This window comes from Ottowia sp. (assembly GCF_035444425.1).
Lineage (GTDB): Bacteria > Pseudomonadota > Gammaproteobacteria > Burkholderiales > Burkholderiaceae_C > Ottowia.
In genome coordinates, this window is the sequence record NZ_DAOMOQ010000017.1 from 21,413 (window position 1) to 33,661 (window position 12,249).

The 12,249-nt window shown below is 68.0% G+C and carries 10 protein-coding genes; 9 read left to right on the plus strand and 1 reads right to left on the minus strand.

What is annotated here, in order from left to right:
• Positions 1–34: 34 nt before the first annotated feature.
• Positions 35–1,984, plus strand: a complete 1,950-nt coding sequence (locus PK606_RS08595) for an alpha/beta fold hydrolase (RefSeq protein WP_324562803.1) — start codon at positions 35–37, stop codon at positions 1,982–1,984.
• A gap of 125 nt (positions 1,985–2,109) precedes the next feature.
• Positions 2,110–2,424, plus strand: coding sequence for a hypothetical protein (locus PK606_RS08600; protein WP_324562805.1), 315 nt, complete (start codon positions 2,110–2,112; stop codon positions 2,422–2,424).
• 197 nt (positions 2,425–2,621) lie between these two features.
• Here PK606_RS08600 and glmS read toward each other — a convergent pair whose 3' ends face one another.
• The gene (glmS, locus tag PK606_RS08605; protein ID WP_324562807.1) at positions 2,622–4,541 is read right to left on the minus strand and encodes a glutamine--fructose-6-phosphate transaminase (isomerizing); all 1,920 of its coding nucleotides are present in this window, start codon (positions 4,539–4,541) and stop codon (positions 2,622–2,624) included.
• Positions 4,542–4,692: 151 nt separating this feature from the next.
• On the opposite strand from glmS, the gene PK606_RS08610 reads away from it, so the two are divergent.
• The 7 genes from PK606_RS08610 (at position 4,693) to PK606_RS08640 (ending at position 12,229) form a co-directional block, all read left to right on the plus strand.
• Positions 4,693–5,172 (plus strand): Lrp/AsnC family transcriptional regulator, encoded by a 480-nt coding sequence (locus tag PK606_RS08610; RefSeq protein WP_324562810.1) that lies wholly within the window; start codon positions 4,693–4,695, stop codon positions 5,170–5,172.
• Between the two features lie 244 nt (positions 5,173–5,416).
• Positions 5,417–6,217 (plus strand): ABC transporter ATP-binding protein, encoded by an 801-nt coding sequence (locus PK606_RS08615; protein ID WP_324562812.1) that lies wholly within the window; start codon positions 5,417–5,419, stop codon positions 6,215–6,217.
• Positions 6,207–8,156, plus strand: coding sequence for an AMP-dependent synthetase/ligase (locus PK606_RS08620; RefSeq protein ID WP_324562813.1), 1,950 nt, complete (start codon positions 6,207–6,209; stop codon positions 8,154–8,156). Before PK606_RS08615 ends, PK606_RS08620 begins: the two co-directional genes overlap by 11 nt.
• Complete coding sequence (locus PK606_RS08625) at positions 8,153–9,031, plus strand: branched-chain amino acid ABC transporter permease (RefSeq protein WP_324562816.1); 879 nt, start codon at positions 8,153–8,155, stop codon at positions 9,029–9,031. Before PK606_RS08620 ends, PK606_RS08625 begins: the two co-directional genes overlap by 4 nt.
• Positions 9,031–10,104, plus strand: coding sequence for a branched-chain amino acid ABC transporter permease (locus PK606_RS08630; RefSeq protein ID WP_324562818.1), 1,074 nt, complete (start codon positions 9,031–9,033; stop codon positions 10,102–10,104). The genes PK606_RS08625 and PK606_RS08630 overlap by 1 nt, the downstream gene beginning before the upstream one ends.
• 71 nt (positions 10,105–10,175) lie before the next feature.
• Positions 10,176–11,441 carry an ABC transporter substrate-binding protein gene (locus tag PK606_RS08635; protein WP_324562822.1) on the plus strand — a complete coding sequence of 422 codons (1,266 nt, stop codon included), beginning with the start codon at positions 10,176–10,178 and terminating at the stop codon, positions 11,439–11,441.
• A complete protein-coding gene (locus tag PK606_RS08640) occupies positions 11,438–12,229 on the plus strand; it encodes an ABC transporter ATP-binding protein (protein ID WP_324562824.1) in 792 nt (263 codons plus the stop codon). Before PK606_RS08635 ends, PK606_RS08640 begins: the two co-directional genes overlap by 4 nt.
• Positions 12,230–12,249 lie beyond the last annotated feature (20 nt).

Sequence of the window (12,249 nt, forward strand, 5' to 3'; positions counted from 1 at the left end):
GATGACGTGTTTGCGCCACGCGTTCCACGGTCGCTTGATCGTTGCCGCCCTGGCATGGCTGCTCGGCGGTTGCGCAGCCCTCGCCGAGTTCCAGCCTTCCGTGGCGGTGCACGAGATGACGCCGAGCGAGTACGTCGCGCTGCGCCGCGGCGACTTTCTCGGCACCGGCCAGCTCAGCGCACTGACCGCGCAGACCATTCGCGCCGCCGGGTTCGGTGACCAGGCTTGCATGCCGACCACCTCGCCTGCCTGCATCGAGGCCATGACCAAGGCCGAGGGCATGGACGCCGAAACCCGGCTGTCAGCGCTGGCGGAACTCTGGCTACAGCGCGCGGTGACCCTATCGACTGTGCGCGCACCCGACGACACGGCTGCGGCACTGGCCTGGATAGAGACCGCGCGCCACGCCTATGCCTATCTGTTCTTCACGCCGCGGCCGCCCGGCGAGCGCGCGTTCGAGGAGCGGCAGACCCAGGTGCGCGACTGGTACAACTACGCCGTGCAGCAGACGGTCACCCAGTTGTTTCGAGCGCACGACTGGAGGCAGGGCGGGGGTGCCGGCCAGATCGAAGCGGCGCTGCGCCTGGGCAGCTGGACCCCGCGCGTCGACCTCCAGGCGCGTCTGGCCGGCGAAGCAACCGTGCCGCGCGAGCTGCTGCCGGCAAGCACCCTGGCATTCCAGGGACTGCGTGGCATCTACCGCCGGGACGGGCTCGGCGCCGAGCTGGTGGCGGTCACCGACACCGCGCCGAACGCGCTGCGGCAGTGGGCCGGAGCGTCGTCCGGCAACGAGCGCGGGCCGACTTTCGCGGCCTGGAGCGAAATGCCGACGCCCAACGTGACCATCGTGCTGCGCTTCGAGGCGCGCACACTGCAGGAGTTACTCAGCACGAACGAACTGATCTTCGGCGTGCACGACCCCTTGATGCAGGACCACCTGCTGCTCCATGGCCAGCGGGTGCCGCTTGCCGGCAACTTCACGGCGGGCTATGGCCTGTGGCTGGCGCGCGCCGACTTCAGCCGGCGATCGCTGCGTGGCCTATTCGGACGCGAACAGGGCATCGATCACCCGCAGCTCTACCTGATGCAACCCTTTGACCCCCAGCGCCGCGTCATCGTGATGCTGCACGGGCTGGCGAGCAGCCCCGAAGCGTGGGTCAACGTGGCCAACGAGATCCTGGCCGACGAAGCATTGCGGCGCGAATTCCAGATCTGGCAGGTCTACTACCCGACGAACATTCCCATGCCGGCCAGCCACATGGCGATCCGGCAGGCGCTGCTGGCCGCCCTGCGCCATTTCGACCCGGGCGCTGAAATGCCAGCCTCACGCGGACTGGTGCTGATCGGGCACAGCATGGGGGGCGTGATCGCCCGGCTGATGGTCTCGACGGCCGACCAGCAATTGTGGCAATGGGCCGAATCGGACCCCAGGATAGGTCTGGATCGATCCGGCCGACACCCGTCCCGGCTCGATGCATTCCTGCGCTTTCAGCCCCTGCCCGGCGTGGAGCGCGCGATCTTCATCGCCGCGCCCCATCGCGGCACCGCAGTTGCAGGACTGGAACCTGCGCGCTGGGTGTCCGGGTTGATACGCCTGCCGCTGATGCGACTGCAGAGCTTCGCCAACACCTTGGGCGCCCATGCCGATGCCGAGCTGAACGGCGTGGAGCAGTTCCTGCCCGACGTGCCCAACAGCCTCGACCAACTCGACGAGAACGACCCCTTCATCAAGGCGGCGAGCACGCTGTCGATCTCGGACCGCGTGCCCTATCACACGATCATCGCCAGGCGGCACGCGGAAGGCGCGCTCATGGACTCTGACGATGGCCTGGTTCCCTATCGCAGCGCGCATCTGGAGGGCGCGACGTCGGAACGAGTCATCGTGTCCGGACACAGCGTGCAGGAGGATGCCGCCGCGATCACGGAGATCAGGCGCATCCTGAAGGAAGACATCGCAAACGCTCGGTCGCCGGTCGCAGACTGATCCGCACCGCATCGGATGCATCACCGAACGGGGCAGGAACGAGGCGTTAAGCGCGGCTTCATGACCGCGGCGCAGACTGCGCTCACCCAGTCGATGACGGCTGTGGCCAGCACAGGAGATCCATCATGAAATCGACCGCAGTTCTCGCTTCCGTCGCCCTGCTCCTCGCCAGCGCCAGCACCGTGGTGCTGGCCAGCGACCACGATCGCGACCATGACCATCAGCGCAGCACGCAGGTGCGCACCACCTCTGCGACCCACACTGGCACGGCCATGCGGCCGGTGTTTAACCGGGCCGCACCAGGTGAGCAGGCGCATGGCTGGCGCTACTATTCCGATCCGGCGGCGGTTCGCGCGGTGGTGATCAGCCCGCAGGGCAACTACTACCTGAACGGGGGTGAAGGCCTGCGTCGCGTGACGCGTACACCCTCGGGCGCCTGAAGCCGCTCGGCTGCCAGGCTCATGCGGATTCGCGTTCGAAAATATTCAACCGCTCGGGCTGAGCTTGTCGAAGCCTCACGACAAGCCTGCACTTCGACAGGCTTGTCCTGAGTTCACCAAAGGGCTCAGTGCGAACGGGTTTCCATATTGCTGAGCGCCAATCCGGATCAGGCCGCGCCGTTGCCCGGCCGCCAAAATTACTCCACCGTCACGCTCTTGGCCAGGTTCCTCGGCTTGTCCACATCGGTGCCGCGTGCCACAGCCGTGTGGTAGGCCAGCAGTTGCAGCGGCACGACGTGCAGGATCGGTGACAGCGGGCCGTAGTGCTCGGGCATGCGGATGACGTGAAGGCCGTCGCCACCCTGGATGCGGGTATCGGCGTCGGCCAGGGCATACAGCACGCCGCCGCGCGCGCGCACTTCCTGCATGTTGCTCTTGAGCTTCTCCAGCAGCGCGTCGTTGGGCGCCACGGTGACCACCGGCATATTGCTGGTGACCAGCGCCAGCGGGCCGTGCTTGAGTTCGCCGGCGGCGTAGGCCTCGGCGTGGATGTAGGTGATCTCCTTGAGCTTCAGCGCGCCTTCCTGCGCCACCGGGTAGTGCAGGCCGCGGCCCAGGAACAGCGCGTGCTCCTTGTCGGCGAACTGCTCGGCCCAGTCGATGATCTGCGGCTCCAGCGCCAGCACGGCCTGGATTCCGGTCGGCAGGTGGCGCATCGCCTTCAGGTGCGCGGCCTCCTGCGCGTCGCTGAGCCGGCCGCGCAGCTTGGCCAGCGTCAGCGTCAGCAGGAACAGCCCGGCCAGCTGAGTGGTGAAGGCCTTGGTGCTGGCCACGCCGATCTCGACGCCCGCACGCGTCAGGTAGGCCAGATTGCATTCGCGCACCATGGCGCTGGTGGCGACGTTGCATACCGTCAGCGTATGGCGCATGCCAAGCGACTGCGCATGGCGCAGCGCCGCCAGCGTGTCGGCGGTCTCGCCCGACTGGCTGATGGTGACGACCAGCGTGTCGGCATCGGGCACCGAGTCGCGGTAGCGGTATTCGCTGGCGATCTCGACCTGCGTCGGCACCCCGGCAATGCCCTCCAGCCAGTACTTGGCGACGCAGCCGGCGTAGTAGCTGGTGCCGCAGGCCAGGATCAGGATCTGGCGGATCGACTGGAAGGTCGGGTAGGCGCCCTCGCCCGGCGCATGGTTGCCGGCCGCCTCGAACAGTTCGGGCACCACGGCCTCGACGCCTTCCAGCGTGTCGGCGATGGCGCGCGGCTGCTCGAAGATCTCCTTCTGCATGTAGTGCCGGTATGGCCCCAGCTCGGCGGCGCCGCTCATCGCCTGCACGGTGCGCACCGGGCGCGTGACGCGCTGGCGCCGGCGATCGCTGATCCAGAACTTGCCGAGCTGCACGTCGACCACGTCGCCCTCTTCCAAGTAGACGATCTGGTCGGTGACGCCAGCCAGCGCCATGGCGTCGCTGGCCAGGAAGTTCTCGCGGCCGTCGGCGCCGATGCCCAGCACCAGCGGCGAGCCGACCCGGGCACCGACCAGGCGCTGCGGCTCGTCGCGGTGCAGCACGGCGATCGAATAGCTGCCGCGCAGGCGCTGCACCGCGCCCTGCACCGCCGCCAGCAGATCGCCGTCGTAGAGGCTCTCGATGAGGTGCACGATGACCTCGGTATCGGTCTGGCTGGTGAAGTAGTAGCCGCGCGCCAGCAATTCGGCGCGCAGTTCGTCGTGGTTCTCGATGATGCCGTTGTGCACCAGCGTCACGCGCGCCGGCCGCGCCGCCGCCTGCTCGCCGTCCATGCCGGCCGGCACCGGGCCGCGGCTGACGTGCGGGTGCGCGTTGGCCACCGCCGGTGCGCCATGCGTGGCCCAGCGGGTGTGGGCGATGCCGGTGCTGCCTGCCAGGCCTTCGCTGTCGGTGCGCGCCGCCAGATCGGCCACGCGGGCGATGCCGCGCAGGCGCCGCAGCCGGGTGGCGGGCGCGGTGCTGGCGGACTCCATTGCATGCACGGCGACGCCGCAGGAATCGTAGCCGCGGTACTCGAGCCGCTGCAGGCCCTGCACCAGGATGGGGACGATGTTGCGCGTGGAAACCGCGCCGACGATACCGCACATGAATGAACACTCCAGACCAGCCGCCCTGTTGGCGGCGAAGACGTCATGCTAGGATGAGTTGCAAGAAATTTGACTTCAATTGCATGAACATTACGAAATCAATCGACGATCAACCCGATATCAGACGATTTATTTCATGATTCACTGATTCATGGAACTTGACGACATCGACTGGCTGCTGCTGTCGGCCTTGCAAGAGGACGCCAGCCAGAGCAACCAAAGCCTGGCTGAGCGCGTGCACGTGTCGCCACCCACCGCGCTGCGTCGCGTGCGGCGCCTGCGCGAGGCCAGCCTGATCGCCGCCCAGGCCGCACTGCTGGATGAGGACCGCATTGCCGCCCTGCAAGGCCACGGCCTGACGGCAATCGCCGAGGTGTCGCTGGATCGCCAGGGCGCCGAGCACCTGCAGGCCTTCGAGCGCCGCGCAGTGCAGGAGGCCGCGGTACGCCAGTGCTACCAGGTCACGCCGGGACCGGACTTCGTGCTGGTGCTGCGCGTCCCCGACATGCCGGCCTGGCAGGCGGTGGCCGAGCGCCTGTTCACGCAGGATGCCAACGTGCGCAACGTGCGGGTGTTCTTCTCGGTCAGGCGCGCCAAGTTTGATACCCAGGTCCCGCTGCTGCGCTCCTGACCGCACTCACCAGCGGCCGCGCGCCGCGCGGTGCCGCCGTCTTGGCGCAGCGGTCGGGGCGCGTGATCCGGCGGCGCGGGCCTTGCTTCTCGCAGCAACGCCATTCGCTTTGTCGCTGGGACGTCATTTGTTCGGGTTTATCGGGACTCCGGTGCAGTCAGATACCGGTGCCACGCGGCCATGCCTGCGCTACTCTATTGATTCGACCCCCAAAACCCTCCACCCGAACGACGAGGAGCGACGTTTGTCCACTGCGGCGCCCGCCGAGCGCGAATCCATCCTGAGCTGCGAGCATGTCAGCCGCTGGTTTGGCGGCGTGCATGCGGTGTCCGACGTGTCGCTCGACATCCGCAAGGGCCAGATCTACGGCCTGGTCGGCCCCAACGGCTCGGGCAAGACCACGCTGGTCAACGCCATCACCGGCTTCTACCCGCCGCAGAAGGGCAGCATCCACTTCGAGGGCCAACCGCTCACCGGCGTGCGGCCCGATCGCATCGCGCAGCGCGGCATTGCCCGCACGTTCCAGAACGTGGCCTTGTTCAAGGGCATGAGCGTGCTCGACAACATCCTGCTCGGGCGCCACATCTTCATGCGTCCGAGCGCGCTGGCTTCCCTGTTCTACTGGTGGTGGGCCGAGCGCGAGGAGATCACGCACCGCCTGAAGGTCGAGGAGATCATCGACCTGCTGCAGCTCGAGAGCGTGCGCGACGAGCCGGTGGAGGTGATTCCGCTGGGCCTGCAAAAGCGCGTCGAGCTGGCGCGCGCGCTGGCGGCCGAGCCGCGCATGCTGATCCTGGACGAGCCGATGGCCGGCATGAACCAGGAGGAGAAGGAATACATCGTCCGCTTCATCCTCGACGCCAAGGAGGCGCTGGACCTGACGATCCTGCTGATCGAGCACCACATGGACGTCATCACCGGCATCTGCGACCGCGCCCTGGTGCTGAACAACGGCCAGATGCTGGCCGAGGGGCCGGTGCTGGAGGCGGTGAACGACCCGCAGGTCATTGCCGCCTACATCGGAGGAGCGCCCGATGACCCCTGACATGCAGGCCCCGGCCACGGCGCACGACGAAGGCGACCACCTGATCGCGGTGCTGGCGGCCAACGCGCGCACGCACGGCAGCCAGGTCGCGATGCGCGAACGCGACCGCGGCATCTGGCAGGAGACCACCTGGCAGGCCTACCTGGAGCAGGTGCTGGCCGCCGCCGCCGGCATGGAAGCACTGGGCGTGGCACCGGGCGACAAGGTGCTGGTGGTCGGCGACAACCGGCCCGCGCTGTACTTCGGCATGCTCGGCGCGATCGCGCTGCGCGCCGTGCCTTCGCCGGCCTATCCGGACTTCACGCCCGAGCAGCTTCTGGGCCAGATTCAGCGCGAGAACGTGCGCTTTGCCATCGCCGAGGACCAGGAGCAGGTCGACAAGCTGCTCGGCCTGGCCACGCAGTACGACGGCCTGCAGTGGATCGTCTACGACGATGCGCGCGGGCTCGAGGGCAGCGCGCCGCAGCACGTGCTGGCCTTTACCGAACTGGCGCGGCGCGGCACCGAGCGCCTGCAGCACGAGCCCGGCCTGCGCGAGGACCTGCTGGCACGCCCGCGCGCCAGCGACGACGCCGTGCTGCTGCATTCGTCGGGCACCATGGGCGCGCCCAAGGGCATCCCGCTCAAGCACCGCCACGTGCTGTTCGCCGTGCGCAGCGCGGCCCAGGTCGGCTACTTCGGCGAGGGCGAGACGCACATGGCCTACATGCCGATCGCCTGGGTCGGCGATTTCATCTTCACCATCGCGGCGGCGCTGGCGCTGCGCTTCTCGGCCAACATCCCGGAGAAGCAGGAGACGGTGCAGCGCGACCTGCGCGAGATCGCGCCCACGGTGTACTTCACCTCGCCGCGCGCCTGGTCCACCATGCTGACGCGGGTGCAGGTCGGCATTGCCGAATCGACCGGCCTCAAGCGCCGGATCTACGAGCACTTCATGCCCTTTGCCATCGAGCTCGAGCGCCGCCACCTGGCGGGCCAGCAGCCCGGCCTGGCCCAGCGCCTGTGGCGCGGCCTGGGCGAGTGGCTGATCTTCGGGCCGATCCGCGACCAGCTCGGCCTGGCGCGCGCGCGTCACGCCTACACCGCGGGCGAGGCCATCGGCGAGGAGGTGTTCCTGTTCTTCCGCGCGCTCGGCCTGCCGCTGCGCCAGTTCTACGGCCAGACCGAGAACTCGGCCTTGTGCGCGGCGCAGGACGCCGGCACCGTCAAGCTGCACACCGTGGGCAAGCCGTTTCCCGGCATGCAGCTGCGCATCAGCGACAGCGGCGAGATCCTGGTGCGCGGCGGCAACGTGTTCGAGGGCTACTTCGACAACCCGGAGGCCACGGCCGAGGCGCTGCAGGACGGCTGGCTGCACACCGGCGACGCCGGCCACCTGGAGGACGACGGCCAGCTGGTGGTGCTGGGGCGCGTGTCGGAGCTGGTGCGCACGCGCGGCGGCGAGCGCTACATCCCCACCTTCATCGAGAACCAGCTCAAGTTCAGCCCCCACATCAAGGACGTCTGCGTGCTGGGCGACGGCCGCGACTGGCTGGCCGCGCTGGTGGCGATCGACTGGGAGGCGGTGGGCCACTGGGCGCAGGAGCGCGGCATCGCCTACACCTCGTTTGCCGACCTGTCGCAGCAGCCGTCGGTCTACGACCTGATCGAGGGCCTGATGCGCGCCGTCAACGCCAAGCTGCCCGAGGCCACGCGCATCCACCGCTTCGTCAACCTGCACAAGGAGTTCGACCCGGACGACGGCGAGGTCACGCGCACGCGCAAGCTGCGCCGCAACGTCATCGACACGCACTACAAGGACATCATCGACGCCATCTACGCCGGCCAGGCCGCGGTCGAATCGGTGGCGCAGATCACCTACGAAACCGGTGAGTCGGGCGTGCTGCGGCGCGAGCTCGCGATCCGTGACGTCGGTGCCACCGTGGGGGCCGCGGCATGAGCTACTTCCTGGAACTGCTGATCAACGGCGCCCTCACCGGGCTGATGTACAGCCTGGTGGCGCTCGGCGTGGTGCTGATCTACAAGTCGTCGGGCGTGCTCAACTTCGCCGCCGGCGCCATGGTCATGATGGGCGGCTACGTGGTCTGGCTGCTGGGCAGCTGGGGGCTGCCGATCTGGCTGGCGATCGCGCTGGCGCTGGTGGTGATGTTCGCCTTCGGCTGGCTCACCGAGCGTCTGCTGCTGCGCACCATGGTCGGCCAGCCGATCATCATGATCGTGATGCTCACCCTCGGCCTGGACGTGTTCCTGCGCGGCCTTGGCCCGGGCTTCCTGGGCACCGAGCCCAAGCACCTGGACATCGGCATCAGCATGGCACCGCTGATCGTGGGCGACATCCTCACCAACCGCACCTACGTCGTCGGCGGCGTGGTGGCGCTGCTGCTGATCGCGCTGGCCCTGCTGTTCTTCCGCACCCGCCTGGGCACCAAGCTGCGCGCGGTGTCGGACGACCACGTCGCGAGCTGGTCGGTCGGCATCTCGGTGGCGCAGGCGGTGGCCATCTCATGGGGCCTGGCCGGCCTGTGCGCGGTCGCCGCCGGCACCATGTGGGGCGCCGTGCAAGGGGTCGACTGGTCGCTCACGGCACTGCTGTTCCCGGCCGTGGCGGTGGTGATCCTGGGCGGCATCGACTCCATCGTCGGCGCGCTGCTTGGCGGCCTGGTGGTGGGCATCCTCGGCAGCGTGATCCCGGGCTATGTCGACTCACTGGTGGGCGGCAGCACGCGCGACGTGGTGACCTCGCTGGTGATCCTGCTCACCATCCTGATCCGGCCGCACGGCATGCTGGGCCGCGAAGATATCGAGAGGATCTGATGTTCTATCGCCTGTCCGGCACCCATCACACGCGCTACGCGCAGACGCGCCAGCTGTGGCCGATCCCGGCCGACCGCTGGCAGATCGGCCTGCTGCTGGCACTGGCGCTGGCCGCGCCCTTCTACATGTCCGAGCTCTACCTGTCGAGCTACATGCTGCCCTGGCTGGTGTTCAGCGCCGCCACGCTGGCACTGACACTGCTGATGGGCCTGGCCGGGCAGTTGCACTTCGGCTTTGCCGCGGTGATGGCGATCGGCGCCTACACCAGCATCCACGCCACGCGCGCCGGCGTGCCGTTCGAGTTGGCGCTGCTGCTGGCCGGGCTGGTGGCGGCGCTGATCGGCTGCCTGTTCGGCGCCGCGGCACTGCGCGTCAAGGGCCTGTACCTGGTCATGGCGACGCTGGCCATGCAGTTCCTGGTCGACTGGGTGATCGTCAACGTCAACGTGATTTCCGGCGGCGCCGTGGCGACGCTGCAGACGCCGCAGGTGAGCTTCCTGCTGATCCCGATCGACACCCTGCAGGCGCGCTACTACCTGGCGCTGCTGTGGACCGTGATCGTTTCCGTGCTGATCCTGAATATCAAGCGCACCAGCTACGGCCGCGCGCTGGTGGCGGTGCGCGACAAGGACTTCGCCGCCGCCGTGATCGGCGTCAACATCTTCCGCTACAAGCTGCAGGCCTTCTTCACCAGCTCGTTCCTGGGCGGCGTCAGCGGCGCCGTCCTGGCGTTCTGCTTCTACCAGGCGGTGACGCCCTCGCAGTTCAACTTCGACGTCACCATCCAGCTGGTGGCGATGGCGCTGGTGGGCGGCCTGGGCAGCGTGGTCGGCGGCTACCTGGGCGCCGGCTTCGTGCTGCTGGCGCCGATCGTGCTGCTGAACCTGATCGCACGTCTGGTCGAGGCCGGCTGGCTCAACGTCTCGACCTCGCTGATGGCGCACATCCCGCTGATGCTGTACGGTGCCATGATCATCGGCTTCCTGCTGTTCGAGCCGCTGGGCCTGGCCAAGATCTACGACAACGCACGCAAGTACCTGCTGGTCTGGCCGTTCCGCCACACCCAGAGTTGAGCAGGCCCCACCCGAGCCGCAGCAATGCCTTTCGAACCGTTCCCAGCCAACCCGCAAAGGAGACAACCGTCATGAAACAGACCCGCCGATCCCTGATCCGCAAGACCCTGCTGGCCGCCGCGCTGGCCAGCGCCGGCCTGGCCGCCAGCGGCATCGCCCAGGCCCAGGCCAAGGACGCGCTGCAGTTCGCCACCCTGCTCGATTTCACGCGCGTCTACACCTTCCTGACCAACGAATACAGCCAGGGCCAGCAGGACTACATCAAGCTGGTCAACGCCGAGGGCGGCATCGACGGCCACCCGGTGCGGCTCATCATCAAGGACCACGCCAGCTACCCTGAGCGCGGCATCGCCCAGTACAACGAGGCCAAGGCCGCCGGCGCGCTGTTCTTCGACTTCCTGAGCACACCGGTGGCCAACGCGCTGATGCCGCGCGCCAACGAGGACCGCCTGCCGATGATCGCCTTCGCGCACGGCCGCGCCGATGCCGCCGACGGCCAGGCCTTCCCCTACGTGTTCCCCTCGGCCGCCATCTACCGCTCGCAGGCGGCGCTGCACCTGCAGTACATCGACCAGCACGAGGGCGGCCTGAAGGGCAAGAAGATCGCCTTCGTGCACATCGACTCGCCGTTCGGCAAGGAGCCGATCGAGCTGCTGAACAAGGTCGCGCAGACCAAGAACTTCGAGGTCAAGCTGTTCCCCTACCCAGTCCCCGGCACCGAGCAGGCCGCCACCTGGTCCGAGGTGCGCCGCTACCGGCCCGACAAGGTCATCATCTGGGGCGCCGGCCCCGGCCAGGGCGTGTCGATCCGCGGTGCGCTCGGCAACGGCATCCCGGCCAAGGACATCCATTCCGTGGTCTGGCTCTCCGAAAGCGACATGCAGTCGTTCAAGGGCAACGAGGTGGTCGGCGTCAAGCGCGTCACGCTGGTCGGCACCGGCACCGACAGCCCGATCCTCAAGCGCATCAACCAGAAGGTGATCGACGCCGGCAACGGCACCGGCGACAAGGCCAAGATCGGCACCACCTACTACAACATCGGCGTCGCCAGCATGGCGATGACGGTGGAGGCGGCCAAACTGGGGCTCAAGAAGCTGGGCGCGCCGCTGACGGGCGAGAAGCTCAAGCAGGGCTACGAAATGCTCAAGGACTACGACGCCGAAGGCCTGATGCCCAAGCTCACCTTCACCACCCAGGACCACCAGGGCGGCGGCTGGGGCCGCATCTCGGAGTGGGACGGCAAGCAGTGGGCGCCCAAGAGCGACTGGTTCAACGCCTACCAGGACGTGGTCTGGGACCTAATCAAGGAAGACCAGGCCAAGGCCCAGAAGAAATGAGCCTGCTGACCCTGAACAATGTCGAGGTCACCTACGACAAGGTGTTCCTCGCCATCAAAGGGGTCTCGCTCGCCGTCGAGGAGGGGGCCATGGTGGCCCTGCTCGGCGCCAACGGCGCCGGCAAGTCCACCACGCTGAAGACCATCAGCGGCCTGCTGGCGCCCGAGCGCGGCGAGGTGCGGCGCGGCCAGGTGCTGTTTGGCGACCAGGACATCGGCGCGCTCAGCCCGCCCGAGCGCGTGCGCCTGGGCCTGGTGCACGTCATGGAAGGGCGGCGCATCTTCGAGCACCTGACGCCCGACGACAACCTGCTGGCCGCCTATCCGGGTCGCAGCGCCAGGACGCCGTTCAGCCGGTTGCGCGAGCAGGCCTACACCTACTTCCCGCGCCTGGCCGAGCGCGCCAGGAGCAAGGCCGGCTATCTCTCGGGCGGCGAGCAGCAGATGCTGGCGATCGCCCGCGCCCTGATCACCGAGCCGCGCCTGATCATGCTCGACGAGCCCTCGCTCGGCCTGGCCCCGGTGCTGGTCAAGGAGATCTTCACCATCATCCGCGAGATCAACCGCACCCAGGGCACGAGCGTACTGCTGGTCGAGCAGAACGCGCGCGCCGCACTCGACGTCGCCGACCACGCCTACCTGATCGAGAACGGCAACATCGTCATGAGCGGCAGCACCGAGGAACTCAAGCGCAACCCCGACATCCAGGAGTTCTACCTCGGCGGCGGCGAGCGTGTGGACTACCACAACGTCAAGCACTACCGCCGGCGCAAGCGCTGGTTGGCCTAGCCTCTGCGGCCCACGGGGGT